Source organism: Mycolicibacterium fallax (genome assembly GCF_010726955.1).
Taxonomy (GTDB): domain Bacteria; phylum Actinomycetota; class Actinomycetes; order Mycobacteriales; family Mycobacteriaceae; genus Mycobacterium; species Mycobacterium fallax.
Genome location: NZ_AP022603.1, coordinates 3776254 through 3797170 on the forward strand (window position 1 = coordinate 3776254; position 20917 = coordinate 3797170).

The following is a 20917-nucleotide window of genomic DNA, read 5'->3' on the forward strand; positions in this document are numbered from 1 at the left end:
GGAGCCAACGCAACATGTCTGTCTTCCTGAACAAGGACAGCAAGGTCATCGTCCAGGGCATCACCGGCGGTGAGGGCACCAAGCACACCGCGCTGATGCTCAAGGCCGGCACCCAGGTGGTCGGCGGTGTCAACGCCCGCAAGGCCGGCACCACCGTCAGCCACGTCGACAAGGACGGCAACGGCGTCGAGCTGCCGGTGTTCGCCAGCGTCGCCGAGGCGATGGAGAAGACCGGCGCCGACGTGTCGATCGCCTTCGTCCCGCCGGCGTTCTCCAAGGACGCCATCGTCGAGGCGATCGATGCGGAGATCCCGCTGCTGGTCGTCATCACCGAGGGCATCCCGGTGCAGGACACCGCCTACGCCTGGGCCTACAACGTCGACAAGGGCGCCAAGACCCGGATCATCGGGCCCAACTGCCCCGGCGTGATCACCCCCGGCGAGGCGCTGGTGGGCATCACCCCGAACAACATCACCGGCAAGGGGCCGATCGGCCTGGTGTCCAAGTCCGGCACCCTGACCTACCAGATGATGTACGAGCTGCGCGATCTCGGTTTCTCCACCGCGATCGGCATCGGCGGCGACCCGGTCATCGGCACCACCCACATCGACGCCATCGAGGCGTTCGAGAAGGACCCGGAGACCAAGGTCATCGTGATGATCGGCGAGATCGGCGGCGACGCCGAGGAGCGGGCCGCCGACTACATCAAGGCCAACGTCACCAAGCCGGTCGTCGGCTACGTCGCGGGCTTCACCGCGCCGGAGGGCAAGACCATGGGCCATGCCGGCGCCATCGTGTCGGGTTCCTCGGGCACCGCGCAGGCCAAGAAGGAGGCACTGGAGGCCGCCGGCGTCAAGGTCGGCAAGACCCCGTCGGAGACCGCCAAGCTGGCCCGGGAGATCTTCGAGAAGCTGTAGGTTCCCCGTCTCGGCCCGAACACCTTCGCGAGCGCTCATTCCGGTTACGGATTTCCGTACCGGGGTGAGCGCTCGCCGCATTTGAACAGGGAGTGACATGGCATTGGACCCTCGGACGCCGGTCGTCGTCGGCGTCGGGCAGTTCACCGAACGCATCGACGACGACGGCTACCGCGCCCGCTCGTCGGTCGAACTGGCCACCGAGGCGGTGCGCGCGGCGCTGGCCGACACCGGCGCCGACCCGGGTGTCGTCGCCGCGGCCGCGGACACCTTCGCCGGGCTGCGCCAGTTCGAGATCTGCATCCCCGCACCGCCGCCGCTGGGCGCCTCGGACAACTACGTGCGGTCGGTGGCCGGGCGGGTCGGTGCCGACCCGGCCCGGGCGGTGCTGGAGCAGATCGGCGGCAACGGTCCGCAGCAGCTGTTGACCGAATTCGCCGGCCGGATCGCCGCGGGCGACGCCGAGGTGGTCGTGCTGCTGGGCTCGGAAAACGGTTCCACCCTGCGGTATTTCGCGGGTCGCGAGGACAAGCCCGACTTCACCGAGCAGGTCGGCGGGCAGTTGGAGGACCGCGGCTACGGCTACGAGTACTACATGACCGAGTACACCGTGGCGCACGGGCTGACCGGCGCCCCGGTGCAGTACGGGCTGCTCGACAACGCGCGCCGGGCCCGGCTCGGTCTCGGCGTGGCGGACTACCGCACCGCGATGGCCGAGCTGTTCGCCCCGCTTTCGGAAGTCGCCGCCAAGAACCCGTACTCGTCGTCGCCGACGGTGCGCAGCGTGGCCGAGATCGCCGCCGTCGGCGACGGCAACCGGATGATCGCCGACCCGTACCCGCGGCTGCTGGTGGCCCGTGACCAGGTCAACCAGGGCAGCGCGGTGGTGGTGATGTCGGTCGCCGCGGCGCGCCGGCTCGGGGTGCCCGAGTCCCGGTGGGTCTACCTGCACGGCCACGCCGACCTGATGGAGCAGCCCTTCTTGGACCGGGAGAACCTCGACGTCAGCCACGCCGCCACCGCCGCGGTGACCGAGGCGCTGGCGGTGGCCGGGATTGGGCTCGACGAGGTCGCGACGTTCGATCTGTACAGCTGCTTCCCGTTCCCGGTGTTCGCGGTGTGCGACGGCGTCGGGCTGGCCCCCGACGATCCGCGCGGTCTGACCCTGACCGGCGGGCTGCCCTACTTCGGCGGCCCCGGCAACAGCTATTCGCTGCACGCGATCGCCGAAACGGTCGTCGAAATGCGTTCCCGCCCCGGTCAATACGGGCTGGTTGGGGCCAACGGCGGGATCATGAGCAAGTACTCGGTGGGGGTGTACTCCAGCACTCCCGCGCCGTGGCGGCCGGATGGCAGCGCGGCGCTGCAGGCCCGGATCGACGCCCGCCCGCGGGTCGCCGGCACCCGCGACGTGGACGGGCCCGGCACCATCGAGACCTACTCGGTGCGCTACGACTGGCCGGTCCGCACCGGCATCATCGTCGGCCGGCGCGACGCCGACGGCAGCCGGTTCCTGGCCGTCACCACCGACGACGAACTGGTCGCGCTGATGTCCGACGGCGACCCGCTGGGCGCCCGCATTCAGTTGCGCTGCAGCGACGGAATCAACCGCGCGGCAGCGCTGCCGCGCTGAAATAGGCTGAGCCCATGACAGCTGGCGACTTTTGGGATCGGGCGGGTACCGGCGCGGCGCCGCCGGCCGCACCGGGTCCGCGTGCGGGCGGCGGTCCCGGCGAGGGCCCCGGCGGCGGGGGTGGTCGGCTGATCGCGGCGGTGGTCGGCTCGGTGCTGGCCGCACTGCTGGTGACGGCGCTGGTGATCGCCGGTGTCTCGGGTAAGACCGTCGACGGCCGGGCGGTCGCCGACGGGCAACCGGCCACCACAACAACAGCCACCACAGCCACCACCAGCGCGACGCCCATGCCGCGGGCGCTGACCGTCGACGGGCTGCCGTCGCTGCTGTCGCCGCCGGATCAGGTGGCCCGGCTGGTCGGGGTGCCCAGCATGCGGGTCGGTCACCGGGTGCAGGACCTCGATGAGCCCAATCCCGGTCAGAGCTTCAGCCCCGCGGAGTGTATCGGCGCGCGGTTCAGCGGCATGGCGGCCGCACTGGGCAGCAGCGGTCAGCTGGGTTTCTATGAGCTGCGCACGAAAGACGATGACTCGGGCGCGATCCTAGTAGACCAGGGCGCGCTGCTCTACCCGTCCCCGGCGGCCGCTGCGGACGCGCTGGAGAACTACCGGGCGTTGTGGCGCCGCTGCGCGGGCACGGTGAACACGACCGAGAGCGGGCGCGACTACACCATCGATGTCGGCCCGATCGTCGATGCCGGCGACGGGATCAGCACGCTGACCACCACGGCGGGCGTCGGTGACCGATTTGGCCAGCGCGGCATCGCGGCGAAGGGGCCGGTGCTGGTGGACTGCCAGTTCCTTGCCGACCAGCAGCCGTCCGCCGACGTGGCGGCCGTGGTGCGGGCGATCCTCGCTAGGATCCCGGCGTGATGTCGGCACCGGGCGGGGATTTCTGGAACAGCTTGCCGTCCGGGGGCGCCCCGGCGCCGGGGCCAGGCAATCCGGCACCGGCCGAGCAGCCGCGGGCCGGCCGGCGCGGGCCGATCATCGCGGGGCTGGCCGTGCTGGCGGCGGTCGCGTTGATCGCCGTGCTGGCGGTCTCCGGGGTGGCCGACCGGGTGCTGGCCGGGCGGGCCGTCGCGGCCGAAGCGCCGGCGACGACGAGTGTTGCCGCACCGCCCCCGCCGCCGGCGATCACCGCCGAGGGCCTGCCGGCGCTGCTGTCCGGCCCGGAGCAGGTCGGCGACATCATCGTGGCCACCGGCATGAAGGTGCGGCAGGTTTACGACAAGCCCGACGATATCGACGCGGGCACGACCTACAACCCGCTCGAATGTGCGTCGGCGCTCTACAGCGGCATGCCGCCGGCGCTGAGCGACACCGGTTTCCAGGCCGCCTATCAGACCAGCATGGAGCAAACCGGGCTGGAGGCCGGCCTGTCCGCCGACCAGGGCGTGTTCCTGTACCCGACGGCGGCGGACGCGCAGCGGGCACTGGACGGGTACCTGGCGCTCTGGCAGCGCTGCGCCGGCACCATGACCGTGAGCTGGGGCGGTCCCACCCTCACCGTCGACGTCGTGGCGCCGGCCCGGACCGATGACGGCATCAGCACTTTGGACAACTCCGGGCGGGAGGCCGCCTTCGCGGTCAACCGGGCCATCGCGGTCAAGGGTCCGGTACTGGTGGACTGCCAGGTGATCGGGACCACACCGCAGAGCACGGCCGCCGAGCTCGCGCGGCAGATCCTGGCGCGTATCCCGGCCTGACACGCCATATCGACGGGCGGTACCGCCGGGTTCGTGCGCTAGCGTGGAACACCGAGCCGGGTCCGGTGCCGCCGCAGGCGCGCGCAGACCCGGAACGTCAGCGCCGCAGCTCGGCGCCCAACAGACATAGGAGAGGCCATGACCTACTCGCCAGGGGGCCCCGGTGGTTACCAGCCGCCGCAGCCGCCGTCCTACGGCGCGCCCACCTCGGGTTCCTTCGCGGCGCAGGGCCAGGCCCCGGCGGCGGCCGGTGAAAGCCAGCTGCCGTTCTACCTGAAGATCGCGGTCGCCGCCCTCGGTGTGCTCGCCTACCTGGCCAGCTTCGGTCCCACCCTGGTGTACTCCAGCGAGAGCCTCGGCAGCAGCAAGGGCACCGACATGTGGCTGGTGCTGTTCGCGCTGATCGCCGCGCTCGTCGCCGGGGTCAGCCTGCTGCCCAAGGCCCGGGACACCGCGGCACCCGTCGCGGTGCTGTCGCTGACCGCGGTGTTCATGGTGATCTCCGAGGTCGTCAACAAGTCGGATCTCTACAGCTACGGCTGGGCGATCTGGATCGTGCTGCTGCTGGTCATCGGCCAGGCCGCCGCGGCGGTCATGGTGCTGCTGTACTCCGCCGGGGTGCTGACTCCGCCGGTGCCGCAGCCCCGCCAGCCCGAGCCCAGCCAGTACGGCTCCTACGGTGCCCCGGCCCCCGGCTACTACGGCCAGCAGCCCGGCGCCGAGCAGCGTCCCGGCTACCCGTCGCAGTACGGCGGCTACACCCCGCCGTCGGCGCCCGGTTCCTTCGGTGCGCCGGGACAGCAGCCGCAGCAGCCGCCGCAGCCCACGCAGGGCGGCCAGCACGGCACCCCCACCCCGCCCACCGGTTTCCCGAGCTTCAGCCCGCCGCCGGCCGTCGGCTCCGGCGAGTCCGCCGCCGCGCCGACCACCCAGATCCAGCCGGGGCAGCCGTACCAGCCCGGTCAGCAGCCGGAACAGCCGTCGGGCCCCGGACAGCCGCCGACCGCCTGAACCGGTCCGCGGACCGGATCTGAATGGAGGACAACCGTGCCGTGGGGGCAAGGCAGGCCCGTGACCTAGTCCGGGTCGCCTTTGCCCCCGCGCTCGTCGCGCTGGTCATCATCGCGGCGGTGGTGCTGCTACAGCTGCTCATCGCCAACAGCGACATGACCGGCGCCTTCGGCGCTATTGCCAGCATCTGGCTCGGCGTGCATCAGGTCCCGATCTCGATCGGCGGGCAGACCCTCGGCGTGCTGCCGTTGCTGCCGGCCGCTCTGATGGTGTGGGGCACCGCGCGGACCACCGCGGCGGCCACCGCGCCCAACTCCTCCTGGTTCGTCACCCGCTGGGTGGTGGCCTGTGCGCTCGGCGGCCCGCTGCTGATCGCCGCGCTGGCGCTGGCCGTCGTGCACGACGCCTCCTCGGTGCTCAGCCAGCTACAGACTCCCGACTCGCTCAACGCCTTCACCTCGGTGCTCGCCGTGCACGGCATCGGCGCGGTCCTCGGGGTGGGCAGCAAGCTGGAGCGACGGCGGCTGCTGGCCGGCACCCGGCTGCCGCACTGGACCTTCGATGCGCTGCGGGCGGCGCTGGCCGGCGTGCTGGCGCTGTTCGGGCTGTCCGCCGCGCTGACCGCGCTGTCGCTGGTCGTGCACTGGGGCAGCATGCACGACCTGTTCGGCATCACCGATTCGATGTTCGGGCAGCTCAGCCTGGCCCTGCTGTCGGTGTTGTACGCGCCCAACGTCATCCTCGGGATGTCGGCGATCGCCGTCGGATCCAGCGCCAACATCGGCTTTGCCACCTTCAGCGCCTTCACCGTCTACGGCGGCGACATCCCGGCGCTGCCGGTCCTGGCCGCCGCCCCGACCCCGCCGCTGGGGCCGATCTGGGTGGCTTGGCTGATCATCGGTGCCGCCTCGGCGGTGGCCGTCGGGCAGCAGTGCGCGCGCCGACCGCTGCCGATCGGGCCCGCCGCCGCCAAGCTGGCGACCGCGTCGGCGCTGGGTGCGCTGGCGATGGCGCTGCTCGGCTACGCCGGGTCCGGCGAGCTCGGCAACTTCGGCTTCGTCGGCGTCGACCAGGCCACCTTCGGGCCGGCGGTGTTCTGCTGGTTCTTCGGCATTGGGGCGCTGACGGTCGCGATGGCCGGCGGCCTGACTCGCGCGCCCAAGCCGGTCGTTGCCCCGGCGGCCGACGACGGCCCCGACGCCTCAGGCGAGCCCGACGAGGACGAGCGCGCCGAGGGTGAGCGCGCCGAGGGTGAGCCTGAACCCGGGCCGGAGTTCGCCGAGCAACGGGCGGACGACGCGGACTCCGCGGCCTGGTCTTCGCCGGTCACCGAGCCGATCGCCGTGCCACCCGGTGAGCCGCCCGGCGAGCCGGCGCCCGCCGAGCAGGCCTCCGACCAGGGGCCGGGACTGCGGCTGGGCCCCCACGACGACCTGCCCGACGCCGAGGACCTCTTCGACGTCGACGGCGACCACTGACGGAACTACACCGCTCGTCGAACCGGCCGGTGTTGGTGCGGCCGGTCTCTTCCTCGCGGAACTACACCGCTCGTCGAACCGGCCGGTAACCCACGCGGCGGGAGGCGGGAACGGGCAGATTAAGCTGCTCACGTGCCGGAATCGCTGCGTGTGCCCTCGTCTGAGCCGGCGCGGCTGGTGGTGCTGGCCTCCGGTACCGGATCGTTGCTGCAGGCCTTGCTCGAGGCCGCCGTCGGCGACTACCCGGCCCGAGTCGTGGCCGTCGGCGTCGATCGGGACTGCCGGGCCGCCGAGATCGCCGCGGCCGCCGGGGTTCCGGTGTTCGACGTCCGCTTGCGCGCGCACCCGGACCGGGCCGCCTGGGACGGCGCGCTGGCCGCCGCGGCCGCCGACTACGCCCCGGACCTGGTGGTCTCCGCCGGCTTCATGAAGATCCTCGGCCCCGACTTCCTGAGCCGGTTCCCCGGTCGCATCATCAACACGCACCCGGCGCTGCTGCCGGCTTTCCCCGGGGCGCACGCGGTGCCCGACGCGCTGGCCTACGGGGCCACGGTAACCGGCACCACCGTGCACGTCGTCGACGACGGGGTGGACACCGGCCCGATCCTGGCGCAGTGCGCGGTGCCGGTGTTCGACGGCGACGACGTCGACGCGTTGCACGAGCGGATCAAGACCGAGGAACGACGACTGCTGGTGGATGTGCTTGCCGCGGTGGTCACCCGCGGTGTGAGTTGGGATGGCCGCAGGGCCAGGTTCGGAGGAGAAGGCCAATGACCGCGAAACGACCGATTCGCCGGGCGCTGATCAGCGTGTACGACAAGACCGGGCTGGTCGAACTCGCCCGCGGACTGCACGATGCCGGGGTCACCCTGGTGTCCACCGGGTCCACCGCCAAAAACATTGCCGACCAAGGTATTCCGGTCACCCCGGTGGAGGACGTCACCGGCTTCCCGGAGGTGCTCGACGGTCGGGTCAAGACCCTGCATCCCAAGGTGCACGCCGGGTTGCTGGCCGACACCCGCAAGCCCGAACACGTCGCCGCGCTCGCCGAGCTGGGGATCGAGGCGTTCGACCTGGTGGTGGTGAACCTCTACCCGTTCACCCAGACGGTGGAATCCGGTGCGAGCGAAGACGACTGCGTCGAGCAGATCGACATCGGTGGGCCGTCGATGGTGCGCGCGGCCGCCAAGAACCATCCCAGCGTCGCTGTCGTGGTGGACCCGCTGGGCTACGACGGCGTGCTGGCCGCGGTGCGCGCCGGCGGCTTCACCCTCGACGAGCGGAAGCGCCTGGCGTCGTTGGCCTTCCGGCACACCGCCGAGTACGACGTCGCCGTCGCCTCCTGGATGGGTGCGACGCTGTCGGCGGAGGGCGATGGAAATAACGCTCTGCCGCAGTGGTTCGGCGGCGTGTGGCGTCGTTCGGCGGTGCTGCGCTACGGCGAGAACCCGCACCAGCAGGCCGCGCTCTACACCGACAATGCCGGTTGGCCGGGCCTCGCGCAGGCCCAGCAGCTGCACGGAAAAGAGATGTCCTACAACAACTTCACCGACGCCGACGCGGCGTGGCGTGCGGCGTTCGACCACGAAGAGACCTGCGTGGCGATCATCAAGCACGCCAACCCGTGCGGCATCGCGGTCTCCGCGGTGTCGGTGGCCGACGCGCACCGCAAGGCCCACGACTGCGATCCGCTCAGCGCGTTCGGCGGCGTGATCGCCACCAACACGACCGTCAGCGTCGAGATGGCCCGCACCGTCGCCGACATCTTCACCGAGGTCATTGTGGCGCCCGCCTACGAGCCGGGTGCGGTCGAGGTGCTCTCCGGCAAGAAGAACATCCGGATCCTGGTCGCCGCCGAGCCGATGCCCGGTGGCGCGGAGTTCCGCCAGGTCAGCGGCGGGCTGCTGGTGCAGACCCGCGACGTGCTCGACGCCGACGGCGACGACCCGAACAACTGGACGCTGGCCACCGGCGAGCCCGCCGACCCCGCCACCCTGGCGGACCTGGTGTTCGCCTGGCGGACCTGCCGCGCGGTGAAGTCCAACGCCATCGTGATCGCCGCCGACGGCGCCACCGTCGGGGTCGGGATGGGCCAGGTCAACCGCGTCGACGCCGCCCGGCTGGCGGTGGAGCGGGCCGGCGAGCGGACCCGCGGCGCGGTGGCCGCATCCGATGCCTTCTTCCCGTTCCCCGACGGCCTGCAGACGCTGACCGCCGCCGGGGTGAAGGCCATCGTGCACCCGGGCGGATCGATGCGCGACGACCAGGTCACCGAGGCGGCCGCGAACGCCGGCATCACCCTCTACCTGACCGGGGCGCGGCACTTCGCGCACTGACCCGCCGGTGGGATGAGACCGAAAGCGAGGCGCAGCGATGATCCTCAAACCGCGACTGCCGCTGCGGCTCGTGGTGCGCCGAACCTGGGACGAGGCGGTGTGGATCCTGCTCGCCTGCGCCGCCGCCTATTTCGGTGACCGCTACCTGCTGGACGACCATTTCGAGCTGCCCGCGGTGGTGCCGCCGCTGTTGGGTACGGCGCTGGCGTTCTTCATCGGATTCAGCAACGCGCAGGCCTATGGCCGATGGTGGGAGGCGCGCACGATCTGGGGCGCCATCGTCAACGAATCACGGTCCTGGGCCAGGGAGTGCATCTACTACGTCCGCGACGACGAGGAACTCGGGATCGCGCGGCGGCTGACCTACCGGCATATCGCATTCGTCTACGCGCTCAAGGCATATCTGCGTGACGAGCCGCCCGGCTCGTGCGACGAGGTGTTCCGGCGTTACCTCGACGAACCGGAACGCGCCCAACTGCAGGGCAAGCAGAACAAGCACAACGCGTTGTTGGACTGGCAGAGCCGGGATCTGCAGCAACTCTGCGACGAGGGCCGCATCGACGGGTACCGGTTCCTGCAGCTGGACCGGCGGATCACCAACCTGTGCGATGAGATGGGCAAATCCGAGCGCATCCGGAACACCGTCTTCCCGCCGACGTACAACTACTACACCCAGATGTTCGTCTGGGTGTTCATCGTCAGCGTCACCATCGTGCTGGTGAATGGGGTCGGCGCCTACGGCATCCTGCCCGCATTCGTGCTGGGTTATGTGTTCGTGGTTACCCAGGGCATCGGGCTGAGGCTGTTGAACCCCTTTGAGCACCTGATGTCCGGCACTCCGCTGGATCAGATCTCGCGCGGCATCGAGATCACCCTGTTGGAGATGCTCGGCGAGACCGATCTGCCCGAACCCGTGCGCAGCGTCGACGGCATGTATGTGACCTGACCGGCGTTGGGCATGTGCACCGGCCCGGGCTGTGCGCACCGGTCCGGGGCGCGCGCCCAGCGCGCAGCTGGGTACGCGCCCATCGGCGCGTCGTGTACCAGGTTGAGCCCTCGCCACCAGCCCCTCCGCCGAGCGCTCGTCCTTGGACAGTTTTCCGGCGTGTTGTGTACCCAGGTGAGCGCTCGGCGAGGGGACGGGGAACCGGACCGGTTTTACCGCCATACCAGCGGGCAGCGGTGCAGGATTGAGCTGACTCGATCCGATCGGAGGGCTACGGTGGCCGTCTTCATCAGCTATTCGAGCCGCGACGCGCAGATCGTCGGGGAACTGTCGGCCGCGCTGCGCCGGGCGCACCACGACCTGTGGATCGACGACCAACTGCGCGGCGGCGACGCCTGGTGGCGCGCGATCCTCGCCCAGATCCGCGACTGCGACGTCGTGCTTGCGGCCCTGTCGCAGAACATGTTGGCGTCCAAGGCCTGCCAGGCCGAACTCCGTTACGCCCAGGCGCTGGGCAAGCCGATCCTGCCGGTCCAGGTCGGTCCGCTGACCAGTGTCCGCACCAACCCGCTGGCCGGGATGCAGATGATCGACTTTCAGGACCGCAGCATCGACGCCTGGATGGCGCTGGACGAGGCGGTCCGGGCCAAACGCAGCGCCCCGCCACCGCTGCCCGACCCGCTGCCCAGCGAGCCGCAGATGCCGTTCGGCTACCTGATGCGACTGGGCGGCCAGATCGGCGAGCCCGACCTCACCGCCCAGCAGCAGTTGCTGATCGTCGCCGAACTCAAGGCGGCGCTGGAGGAGGACGGCGACGACGACGGCGCCCGCCAGGACATCCGCGAACTGTTGGCCCAACTGCGCGACCGCGGCGATGTCACCTTCCGCACTCGCTCGGAGATCGACGCGCTGCTGTCCGGCGCCGGGGCGTCGGTGGCCACGCCGCTGCCCGCCGAGCCGGCTTCGGCACCACCGAGCGCGGCGCCGAAGAGTCGCCGTCCACTGGTGTTTGCCGCCGTGGCGGCCGCGGCGGTGATCGCCGTCGTGGCGGCGGTGGTGCTGCTGTCGGGGGGCGACCCGGCGCCGACGGCGGCGCCGGGCCGGGCCGGGCCAACCCAGTCCGCCGCCGCTGAGCCCGCGGCCGAACCCGCCGGGGACGTCGTCGTCGGTGACCCTGCCGTCGGTGACACCGCCTGCGCGCGCGCCGATGCGCCGTTGGCCCTGATCGCCACCGATGCCAACGAACCGGTGCTGCGTATCCCGCGGCCGGCCGGCTGGGAGCCCAACGAGTGGATGGCTTCGGACGGCATCTTCCGCTACGCGCTGTACAACAACGCCCTGATGCAGGACGGTATCGCCCCCAGCGCCCTGGTCGCGTTGGACGAAGAGCGCGGCCGCACCGACCCGAACAGCATCTTCCTGCTCAAGCGCGGCGCGCTGTCGGCGATCGGCGCCACCGACGTCACCGTCGAGTCGCACACGGTGTGCGGGCTGCCGGCCGAGACGGTGCGCTATCGCACCGCGGCGATCGCCGGCCTGGCGTCGCACCCGGCGACGGCGTTGTTCGTGGCGCTGCAGACCGCCGATCGGACCTACACGGCAACGCTCACCCTCGAGGCCGTCGACAGCGACAACCCGACCTTCCAACAGGATTCGGCGAACATGCTCACCGGCTTCCAGATGCTGCCGCCGGCCGGCTCCTGAAACCTGCCGTCCCTGCCGCCGCGCGCACCGGCCCGGCGCCAGCGCGCACGTGGGTACGCCCGCACCGGCGGGTCGGGTACCAGGTTGAGCCCTGGCCGCCGGCCCCTCCGCTGAGCGCTCATCGGTGGACACATTCGACGGCGGGTCGTGTACCCAGGTGAGAGCTGGGCGTGCCTGCCGGGGACAGAACCGCGCATCGGTCGTAGCGTGGGGGGCGTGAGCACACCGAACAACCTGCCCCGCACCGTCGGCGAACTGCGCGCATCCGGCCACCAGGAGAAGGGCGTCAAGTCCGAAATCCGGGACAACCTGCTGGCCGCGCTGGCCGCTGGGAGTACCGCCGAGAACATCTGGCCCGGCATCCACGGCTTCGAGGACTCGGTGCTGCCGCAGCTGGAGCGCGCCCTGATCGCCGGACACGACGTGGTGCTGCTCGGCGAGCGCGGCCAGGGCAAGACCCGGCTGCTGCGCTCGCTGACCAACCTGCTCGACGAGTGGACCCCGGTCATCGCCGGCTCCGAGCTCGGCGAGCACCCGTATTCGCCGATCACCCCCGAGTCGATCCGCCGGTGCGCCGAATCCGGCGACGACCTGCCGATCGAGTGGCGCCACCGCAGCGCCCGCTACACCGAGAAGCTCGCCACCCCGGACACCAGCGTGGCCGACCTGGTCGGCGACATCGACCCGATCAAGGTCGCCGAGGGCCGCAGCCTGGGCGATCCCGAGACCATCGCCTACGGCCTGATTCCCCGCGCGCACCGCGGCATCGTCGCCGTCAACGAACTGCCGGACCTGGCCGAACGCATCCAGGTCGCGATGCTCAACGTGATGGAGGAGCGCGACATCCAGGTCCGCGGCTACACCCTGCGACTGCCGCTGGACGTGCTGGTGGTGGCCAGCGCCAACCCCGAGGACTACACCAACCGCGGCCGGATCATCACCCCGCTCAAGGACCGCTTCGGCGCCGAGATCCGCACCCACTACCCGCGGGAACTCGACGCCGAGGTGGGCGTCATCGCCCAGGAGGCGCACCTGTCCGCCGAGGTGCCGGGCTACCTGCTGCAGATCATCGCCCGCTTCGCCCGGCTGCTGCGCGAGTCGACCTCGGTGGATCAGCGGTCCGGGGTGTCGGCGCGCTTCGCCATCGCCGCGGCCGAGACCGCCGCCGCCTCGGCCCGGCACCGCGGCGCGATTCTCGGCGAGCCGGATCCGGTCGCCCGGGTGGTCGACCTGCCCGGCATCATCGACGTGCTGCGCGGCAAGCTGGAGTTCGAGTCCGGCGAGGAGGGCCGCGAGCAGGCGGTGCTGGAGCACCTGCTGCGCCGCGCCACCGCCGACACCGCGGCCCGGGTGCTCGGCGGCCTCGACGTGGCGCCGCTGGTCACCGAGATCGAGGCCGGGCATCCGGTGACGACCGGCGAGCGGGTCGGCGCCAAGGACCTGTTGGCCTCGCTGCCCGAGGTGCCGGTGCTCGACCAGATCGCCGAACGCGTCGGCGCGGTCAGCGACGGGCAGCGGGCCGCGGCCGCCGAACTGGCGCTGGAGGCGCTGTATCTGGCCAAGCGGATCGACAAGACCACCGGCGAGGGCGAGACCGTCTATGGCTAGAGTCCGGTACTCGCGCTACACCGGGGGCCCCGACCCGCTGGCGCCGCCGATCGACCTGCGGGACGCGCTGGAAAGCATCGGCGAGGACGTGATGGCCGGCGCCTCGCCGCGCCGCGCGCTCTCGGAGCTGCTGCGCCGCGGCATGCCGGGGCTCAAGGGCACCGACGGGCTGGCCGCCGCGGCCAACCGCAAACGCCGGGAACTGCTGCGCGACCACAACCTCGACGGCACCCTGGCCGAGGTCAAGCGACTGCTCGACGAGGCCGTGCTGGCCGAACGCAAGGAACTGGCCCGCGCGCTGGACGACGACGCCCGGTTCTCCGAACTGCAGCTGGGTTCGCTGCCGTCGTCGCCGGCCAAGGCGGTCGCCGAACTGTCCGGATACGACTGGCGCAGCGCCCAGGCGCGGGAAAAGTACCGGCAGATCAAGGATCTGATGGGCGCGGAGCTGCTCGGCCAGCGCTTCGAGGGGATGAAGGAGGCGCTCGCCGGCGCCACCGACGAGGACCGCCGGGCGGTCAAGGAGATGCTCGACGACCTCAACGCGTTGCTGGACAAGCACGCCAACGGCGAAGCCTCCCAACAGGATTTCGACGCGTTCATGGCCAAGCACGGGCAGCACTTCCCGGAGAACCCGTCGAACATCGAGGAATTGCTGGACTCGCTGGCCCGCCGCGCGGCCGCTGCGCAGCGCTTCCGCAACAGCCTGTCCCCGGAGCAGCGCGCCGAACTCGACGCGCTGGCCCAGCAGGCCTTCGGATCCCCGGACCTGATGGACGCGCTCGGCCGGCTCGACGACCACCTGCAGGCCGCCCGTCCCGGCGAGGACTGGACCGGCGAGCAGCGGTTCTCCGGCAACGACCCGCTCGGGATGTCCGAGGCGACCCAGGTGATGGCCGACATCGGCGAACTGGAGGACCTCGCCGAGCAGCTGTCCCAGGAGTACGCCGGGGCCTCGATGGACGACGTCGACCTGGACGCGCTGGCCCGGCAGCTCGGCGAGGAGGCGGCGATCAACGCGCGCACGCTGGCCGACCTGGAGAAGGCCCTGATGGATCAGGGATTTCTGGACCGCAGTTCCGACGGCAGCTGGCGGCTGTCGCCCAAGGCGATGCGCCAGCTGGGCAAGGCCGCGCTGCGCGACGTGGCCGAACGGCTGTCCGGCCGGCACGGTGAGCGCAACACCCGCCGGGCCGGGGCGGCCGGTGAGCTGACCGGCGCGACACGGTCCTGGGAGTTCGGTGACACCGAGCCGTGGAACGTCACCCGCACGCTGACCAACGCGGTGCTGCGCAGCGCGGGTTCGCCCGCCGACGGCCCGCTGCGGATCACCGTCGAGGACGTCGAGGTGTCCGAGACCGAGACCCGCACCCAGGCCGCGGTCGCGCTGCTGGTGGACACCTCGTTCTCGATGGTGATGGAGGACCGCTGGCTGCCGATGAAGCGGACCGCCCTGGCGCTCAACCACCTGATCAGCACCCGGTTCCGCTCCGACGAACTGCAGATCATCGCGTTCGGCCGGCAGGCCCGCACGCTCAGCGCCGCGGAGCTGACCGGGCTGGAGGCGGTCTACGAGCAGGGCACCAACCTGCACCACGCGCTGCTGCTGGCGCTGCGGCATCTGCGCCGCCATCCCAATGCCCAGCCGGTGGTGCTGGTGGTGACCGACGGGGAACCGACCGCGCACCTGGAGGACTTCGGCGACGGTGCGGAATCCTTCTTCGGGTATCCGCCGCACCCGCGGACCATTGGGCTGACCGTGCGGGCGTTCGACGAGGTCGCCCGACTGGGCGCGCAGATCACCATCTTCCGGCTCGGCGACGACCCCGGGCTGGCCCGGTTCATCGACCAGATGGCCCGCCGGGTCGGCGGCCGGGTCATCGACCCCGACCTCGACGGGCTGGGCGCCGCCGTCGTCGGGGACTACCTGAACGCCCGACGACGGCGCCGCTGACGGCGTGGCTCAGACGTACTTGTAGAAGCCCTCGCCGGACTCCAGCCCGAGCTTGCCCTTGTCGATGTAGTTCTGCTTGAGCCAGACCGCGAGCCGCTGCTCCTCCTCGTCGCCGTGGCTCATGATGTTGTAGCCGGTGCGCATGCCGACCACATCCCAGATCTGGCACGGCCCGGCGGGTGCGCCGGTGCCGATCCGCCAGGTCTGGTCGACGTCGCCGGGCTCGGCGTAGCCGCCGGCGACCAGTTCCAGCCCGGCCCTCAGCAGCGGCACCAGCAGTGAGTTCAGCACGTAGCCGGACTTCTCCTTGTGCAGTTCGATCGGCACCATGCCAATGGCCGTGGCGAACGCGACGACGGCGGCGTGGACGGCCGGGTCGGTGTCGGCCGAACCCATCACCTCGGCGGTGTTGTGCAGCCAGATCATGTTGGCGAAGTGCAGGGCCAGGAACCGGTCCGGGCGGCCGGTGGAGTCCTTGAGGTCGCTGGGCAGCAGGGTCGAGGAGTTGGTCGCGAAGATGGTGGCGGCCGGGGCCAACTCGCCGAGCTTGCGGTAGATGTCCTCCTTGAGGGTCAGCACCTCCGGCACCGCCTCGATCACCAGGTCGGAGGCGGCGGCCGCGCTCAGGTCGCTGGTCAGGGTCAGGCGCCCCAGGGCGGCCTTTGTGGCGGCCTCGTCGACGCCGGCGACCGACTTGAGGTAGGTCGCGGCGAGCTTGTCGAAACGCACCCGGGCCGCGGCCAGGGCCTCGTCGTTGATGTCGTAGGCGGTGACCGGGAAGCCCTTGAGTGCGCTCTGGAAAGCGATCTGGGCACCCAGCACCCCGCAGCCCAAAATGGTCACGGTGCGGATCTCGGCGGTCATCGAACTCCCTTGCTGCCTGGCGTCATTGGTCCGCCCGCAACCCTACCGAGGGGCGGGAGCGCGCCGGGGTCATTCAGCAAGCGATGCGGGCGCGTTGGGACGCGGGCGATGGCGCGTCGCGGGGCCCGCTGGTGGCGGTCCGGCTCAGCTGGCCGCGGGGTGCCCCTGGTCGTCGGGCAGGTCGTGGCGCAGCACCCGCAGCCGACCGTGCGGGAGGCAGGCCAGGTAGCCGTGCCGCCGACCATAGAGCTCCCACGACGTGGTGTCGTCGGTGGGCTCGACGTCGATGCGGTGACCGCGGGAGAACTCCAGATGCAGCCGGCCGTCGTCCGTGCAGGCCGCCGCCGTGCACACCGCCCCGGACAGGTTCAGCAACGGAATCTCGGCCACCGCGACGTGCCTGGGGTCGATGCCGATCTGCTCCTCGGGGTACGGACCGACCGGCGGCAGCGTCAGCCGGATCGGGCCGACGATGACCAACTCGTTGTTGTCCTCGAAATCGAGCACCAGACCGTCACGCAACGTCAGCCGCATCACCGTGCGCTGCTCGATCCACGGAATGACCATGGCCGACTCCTTCGACCCGGGACTGTGTCACCCATGCTACGGACATTCGGGCCGCGGGAACAGGACGGTTGTCAGTGCGGTGGCGCGGGGGTGGCCGATTGACGGGGTCGGCGCTTAAGATCAGCTGAGAAGACTCCCAGGAACCCTCAGCCGTCGTCGGCCGGTTCCTGGGCAGCCGAACAAACGGGGGATCGACCGATGTACAAGACGCTGGTGTCAACGGGCATTGCACTCTGCAGCGCGGCGGCGATCGTCGCCGCGGGACCGGCGGTGCTGGCGCCGCGGTCACAGGCCGTCGAGGTGGCCGGGGCCGGTACCTCGGTGCGGGCGCTGGACCTGGACTACCGGCTGACCGCACTCAGCGACATCACCGTCGAACAGTTGTCTGCGGCGCTGTTGAGCGGCCGGGAATTCGACCTGGATTTTGAGCAGAAGTCGTACGTCTCCAACGGAACGACCTACTACTACTTCGTTGATAAGTACGACAACGAGTGGGCTTTCAGCGATGACTCCGACGCCGTGCCCGCCATCAGCGGAATCAGCGCCGTCGTGTACCACCTTGCCGACAGCATTCTGCCGGACGGGTTCCACGGCGACGATTATCTGTTCGGGCAGGGGCAGACTCAGGCGCTTCGCGTCTCCCTGTACCAGCTTTCCGGCGCCGCGCCGGATTCCCCGGAGGGTCAGCTGATCGACTTCATCACCGACCCGCTGGGGACGATCCGGTATCTGGTGGCCTCGGGCGTCGAGGAGGCCTTGCCCGGTATTGGTGAGGACCTCGTGAACTACCCGCAGGCGATGATCCAGCTGCTGGTGGCCTCGGGCGTCGATACGGCGCTGCCGGGCGCCGGCGACTTCGTGCTGGATCCGATGGGCACCGCGTTCCGCACGAGCGTGCGACTGGCCGGTGACGCCGCGAAGGCTGGCACCGGCAACGACGACGCCGACGACTTCGTCGAGAACATCTTCCTGAACGTCCTCACGAAGGTGGGCCCCGGACAGCAACCGGCTCCGCCGGCACCGGAGGAAACCGAACCCGAGGGCACCGGCGGCGGGGATGCCGGCACCCGCACCGACGGCACCGACGGCGTGCTCGCCTCGCGGTCAGCCTTCAGCGGCGATCAGAGCGGGACCGAGACGGGCTCGTCGGACGACGTGACGTCGTCGAAGACGCTGCGTGAGAAGCTGAGCCAACCGGCCACCGGCTTCACCGGGCAACTGTCGCAGGCGCGCACGGCGAGCCGGACCAAGCTCGCCGCCGCCGAGCAGCGGATCAACGACCGGGTCACCGAGGCCAGGAACACCATCGATGCCGGGGTCAAGCGAGCCGGCGCGAAGCTGAGCAAGATCGCCAACGACGGTCTCAAGCAGATCGAGCGGTCCGTTCAGCAGGTCAAGGACACCGCGGCGAAGGCGGCGCCGAAGAAGGTGGCGTCGGAGAAGGCGGCACCGAAGAAGGATGACCAGGCGAAGACCGAATGAGCTGACCCCCTGACTCAGAACGCCGAGGCCCGCGGCCTCGGCGTTTTGCGTTGCGGTGTCAGTCGCGCTGGACGTGCCGGTTCGGGCGGCGCTTCTTGCGCCGGACATTCACCCCGCCCCACAGCGAGAAGCCCTTCACGGTCACCACCGGCGCGCCGGGCGTGCCCGCACCGCTGGTCTCCTCCTCGAAGGAGCCCATCACCGAGGTGCCGTCGACGCTGAGATTGACCTCCGGCGGCAGCAGGATGGTCTGCCCGCCCATGATCGAGTACGCCTTGATCTCCACGTCGGGGGAGGTGAAGTCGGCGTAGCGCAGGTCGATCACCCCGCTGCCCCAGAACGAGAACATCGTCAGCTTGCGGGGCACGTTCCAGCGGCCGCGCCGCTCGAACCCGCTCATGAAGGCCAGCAGCGTGGTCTTCGGCGCCGGCTGGCAGGCGCCCCGGCGGGTGTTGGCGATGCCCGGGAGATCCGCCGAGAGCCGGTCGAGCTCGGCGTAGGTGGTGGCCGAATAGGCCTGGGCCAACCGGCGTTCGTAGTCGTCGAGCTCCAGCAGGCCCTCCGCGGCGGCGTCGGTCAGTAGCTGCGCAACCTGTACCCGATCGGTGTCGGCGGCGCGCGACGTGGCGGTTCGCGGAGCTGGCTCAGTCATCACCGATGAGCCTACGACGAACCGCCCGCCGGACCTAGGCGGCCGAGGCAAACCTCAGTCCTCGGGCGTGTCCGCCGCCCAGGACGGCGACCGCTTCTGCAGGAACGCCAGCATGCCCTCGTGTGCCTCCGGCGAGGTGAACAGCCGGGCCGACTCGGCGGTCAGCCGCGTCGCGTCCCGGTCGAACCCGGCCAGGATCGACGCCGTCGTCAACGCCTTAGACGCCGCCAGCCCCTGCGGTGAACCCTTGCCCAGCGCGGCGACCAGCTCATCGAGGGCGGTCTGCAGGCCCTCCGGCGAGTCGGCCGCCGCGGTGATCAGCCCGACCTCGGCGGCCGTCGCCGCGGTGAAGGTCTCCCCGGTCAGGAAGAACCGCCCGGCCGCCCGCGCGGTCAGCTTCGGCAGCAGCGTCAGCGAGATGATCGCCGGGGCGACCCCGATGCGCGCCTCGGTCAGCCCGAACGTGGACTTCGGCCCGGCCAGCACCAAGTCGCAGGCGCCGACCAGGCCCATCCCGCCGGCCCGGACGTGCCCGTCGATCACCCCGATGACCGGCCGCGGACACTCCAGCAGCGCGCGCAGCAGCGTCGTCATCTCCTGGGCCCGCCCGGTGGCGATTTCCTCGGGGGTGCCGCCGGAGGCCTCGGCCAGGTCCGCACCCGCGCAGAACGTGCCGCCTGTGTGATCGAGTACCACCACCCGCACCCGGGGATCGGCGGTCGCCTCGCGCAGCCCGTCGTGCAGCTGCTGCACCAGCCGGGTGGACAGCGCGTTGCGGTTGTGCGGCGAGTCCAGGGTGATCCGGGCGGCCCGGCCCTCCACCCGGTAGGCGACCAGGCGGTCCTGCGCGGGGCTCGGCATGTCCCTGCCCCCGCTCAGTAGGACCGCGGCAGACCGAGGGAGGTCTGGGCGACGAAGTTCAGGATCATCTCCCGGCTGATCGGGGCGATGCGGGCCAGCCGGGAGGCCGTCAGCACCGACGCGATGCCGTACTCCTTGGTCAGCCCGTTGCCGCCGAGGCTCTGCACGGCCTGGTCGACCGCGCGCACCGACGCCTCACCGGCGGCGTACTTGGCCATGTTCGCGGCCTCCGCGGCACCCCAGTCGTCGCCGCTGTCGTAGAGGGTGGCGGCCTTCTGCATCATCAGCTTGGCCATCTCCAACTCGATGTGGATGGCGGCCAGCGGATGCGCCAGTCCCTGATGGGTGCCGATCGGCTGCTTCCAGACCTGCCGGGTCTTCATGTAGTCGGCGGCCTTGTTGACCGCGAACCGGCCCATCCCCGCCGCGCTGGCCGCGCCCATGATGCGTTCTGGGTTCAGGCCGGCGAACAGCTGCGCGATGGCGGCGTCCTCGGCGCCCACCAGCGCGTCGGCGGGCAACCGCATGTCGTCGAAGAACAGCTGGAACTGGGACTCCGGGCTGACGATCTCCATCTCGATCTTGGTCCAGGACATCCCCGGGGTGTCGATCGGGACGACGAACAGCGCCGGCTTGAGGTTGCCGGTCTTGGCCTCCTCGGTGCGGCCGACGACTAGGACGGCCTGGGCCTGGTCGACACCCGAGATGAATACCTTCTGGCCGCTGAGGATCCAGTCGCTGCCGTCGCGGCGGGCGGTGGTGGTGATCCGGTGGCTGTTGGATCCGGCGTCGGGTTCGGTGATGGCGAACGCCATGGTGGTCGAACCGTCGGCGATGCCCGGGATCCAGCGGCGCTTCTGCTCATCGGTGCCGAACTTGGAGATGATGGTGCCGTTGATGGCGGGGGAAACCACCATCATCAGCAGGCCGCAGCCGGCCGCCGACATCTCCTCCATCACCATCGACAGCTCGTACATGCCTGCGCCGCCGCCGCCGTACTCCTCGGGCAGGTTCACCCCGAGGAAGCCCAGCTTGCCGGCCTCGTCCCACAGCTCGGTGGTGTGCGCGCCGGCGCGGGCCTTCTCCAGGTAGTACTCGGGGCCGTAGGCGGCGGCGAAATCCGATACCGCCTTGCGCAGTTCGCGGCGCTCGGTGCTCTCAATGAATCCGGTGTCGGTCATGGTTGGTCTCCTGTG

At 70.8% G+C, this 20917-nt stretch carries 18 protein-coding genes; 13 read left to right on the plus strand and 5 right to left on the minus strand.

The features are described from left to right. Nucleotides 1-14 precede the first annotated feature (14 nt). The 12 genes from sucD to G6N10_RS18190 all read left to right on the plus strand — a co-directional run bounded on the left by sucD (nucleotide 15) and on the right by G6N10_RS18190 (nucleotide 15295). Nucleotides 15-917: a succinate--CoA ligase subunit alpha gene (sucD, locus tag G6N10_RS18135; RefSeq protein WP_085099002.1), complete on the plus strand. Its 903-nt coding sequence runs from the start codon at nucleotides 15-17 to the stop codon at nucleotides 915-917. A 97-nt stretch (nucleotides 918-1014) separates the two neighbouring features. Beyond that, nucleotides 1015-2550, plus strand: coding sequence for an acetyl-CoA acetyltransferase (locus G6N10_RS18140; protein ID WP_085099005.1), 1536 nt, complete (start codon nucleotides 1015-1017; stop codon nucleotides 2548-2550). A gap of 14 nt (nucleotides 2551-2564) precedes the next feature. After that, nucleotides 2565-3422 (plus strand): sensor domain-containing protein, encoded by an 858-nt coding sequence (locus G6N10_RS18145; RefSeq protein ID WP_109750587.1) that lies wholly within the window; start codon nucleotides 2565-2567, stop codon nucleotides 3420-3422. Next, nucleotides 3422-4258, plus strand: coding sequence for a sensor domain-containing protein (locus G6N10_RS18150; protein WP_085099011.1), 837 nt, complete (start codon nucleotides 3422-3424; stop codon nucleotides 4256-4258). Before G6N10_RS18145 ends, G6N10_RS18150 begins: the two co-directional genes overlap by 1 nt. A 138-nt stretch (nucleotides 4259-4396) precedes the next feature. Continuing rightward, on the plus strand, nucleotides 4397-5269 hold the full coding sequence (locus G6N10_RS18155; RefSeq protein ID WP_085099014.1) for a DUF5336 domain-containing protein: 873 nt from the start codon (nucleotides 4397-4399) through the stop codon (nucleotides 5267-5269). 23 nt (nucleotides 5270-5292) lie between these two features. Continuing rightward, nucleotides 5293-6747: a cell division protein PerM gene (locus G6N10_RS18160; RefSeq protein ID WP_085099017.1), complete on the plus strand. Its 1455-nt coding sequence runs from the start codon at nucleotides 5293-5295 to the stop codon at nucleotides 6745-6747. 132 nt (nucleotides 6748-6879) lie between these two features. Further along, on the plus strand, nucleotides 6880-7521 hold the full coding sequence (purN, locus tag G6N10_RS18165; protein ID WP_085099020.1) for a phosphoribosylglycinamide formyltransferase: 642 nt from the start codon (nucleotides 6880-6882) through the stop codon (nucleotides 7519-7521). Continuing rightward, nucleotides 7518-9083 carry a bifunctional phosphoribosylaminoimidazolecarboxamide formyltransferase/IMP cyclohydrolase gene (purH, locus tag G6N10_RS18170; protein WP_085099023.1) on the plus strand — a complete coding sequence of 522 codons (1566 nt, stop codon included), beginning with the start codon at nucleotides 7518-7520 and terminating at the stop codon, nucleotides 9081-9083. Before purN ends, purH begins: the two co-directional genes overlap by 4 nt. A gap of 37 nt (nucleotides 9084-9120) precedes the next feature. After that, nucleotides 9121-10029 carry a bestrophin family protein gene (locus tag G6N10_RS18175; RefSeq protein WP_234810636.1) on the plus strand — a complete coding sequence of 303 codons (909 nt, stop codon included), beginning with the start codon at nucleotides 9121-9123 and terminating at the stop codon, nucleotides 10027-10029. 276 nt (nucleotides 10030-10305) lie between these two features. Then, complete coding sequence (locus G6N10_RS18180; protein ID WP_163742575.1) at nucleotides 10306-11733, plus strand: toll/interleukin-1 receptor domain-containing protein; 1428 nt, start codon at nucleotides 10306-10308, stop codon at nucleotides 11731-11733. Between the two features lie 216 nt (nucleotides 11734-11949). After that, nucleotides 11950-13341 carry a sigma 54-interacting transcriptional regulator gene (locus G6N10_RS18185; RefSeq protein ID WP_085099029.1) on the plus strand — a complete coding sequence of 464 codons (1392 nt, stop codon included), beginning with the start codon at nucleotides 11950-11952 and terminating at the stop codon, nucleotides 13339-13341. After that, entirely contained in the window at nucleotides 13334-15295 is a 1962-nt protein-coding gene (locus tag G6N10_RS18190; protein ID WP_085099032.1) for a vWA domain-containing protein, read from the plus strand. Before G6N10_RS18185 ends, G6N10_RS18190 begins: the two co-directional genes overlap by 8 nt. Before the next feature lie 9 nt (nucleotides 15296-15304). On the opposite strand, the gene G6N10_RS18195 is transcribed toward G6N10_RS18190, so the two are convergent. Both G6N10_RS18195 and G6N10_RS18200 read right to left on the minus strand, forming a co-directional pair. Further along, entirely contained in the window at nucleotides 15305-16159 is an 855-nt protein-coding gene (locus tag G6N10_RS18195) for a 3-hydroxyacyl-CoA dehydrogenase (RefSeq protein ID WP_085099035.1), read from the minus strand. 144 nt (nucleotides 16160-16303) lie between these two features. After that, a complete protein-coding gene (locus G6N10_RS18200; protein ID WP_085099038.1) occupies nucleotides 16304-16726 on the minus strand; it encodes a DUF6188 family protein in 423 nt (140 codons plus the stop codon). A 270-nt stretch (nucleotides 16727-16996) separates the two neighbouring features. Between G6N10_RS18200 and G6N10_RS18205 the strand changes: the two genes are divergently transcribed. Then, the gene (locus G6N10_RS18205) at nucleotides 16997-18208 is read left to right on the plus strand and encodes a hypothetical protein (RefSeq protein ID WP_163742577.1); all 1212 of its coding nucleotides are present in this window, start codon (nucleotides 16997-16999) and stop codon (nucleotides 18206-18208) included. 58 nt (nucleotides 18209-18266) lie between these two features. Here the strand turns inward: G6N10_RS18205 and G6N10_RS18210 are convergent, their stop codons facing one another. Genes G6N10_RS18210 through G6N10_RS18220 form a run of 3 tightly spaced genes read right to left on the minus strand, consistent with a single transcriptional unit; the run spans nucleotide 18267 to nucleotide 20902 of the window. After that, nucleotides 18267-18860 carry a DUF1707 SHOCT-like domain-containing protein gene (locus tag G6N10_RS18210; RefSeq protein ID WP_085099043.1) on the minus strand — a complete coding sequence of 198 codons (594 nt, stop codon included), beginning with the start codon at nucleotides 18858-18860 and terminating at the stop codon, nucleotides 18267-18269. Nucleotides 18861-18914: 54 nt separating this feature from the next. Next, nucleotides 18915-19721 carry an enoyl-CoA hydratase family protein gene (locus G6N10_RS18215; protein WP_085099045.1) on the minus strand — a complete coding sequence of 269 codons (807 nt, stop codon included), beginning with the start codon at nucleotides 19719-19721 and terminating at the stop codon, nucleotides 18915-18917. A 14-nt stretch (nucleotides 19722-19735) separates the two neighbouring features. Further along, the gene (locus G6N10_RS18220; RefSeq protein WP_085099048.1) at nucleotides 19736-20902 is read right to left on the minus strand and encodes an acyl-CoA dehydrogenase family protein; all 1167 of its coding nucleotides are present in this window, start codon (nucleotides 20900-20902) and stop codon (nucleotides 19736-19738) included. Nucleotides 20903-20917 lie beyond the last annotated feature (15 nt).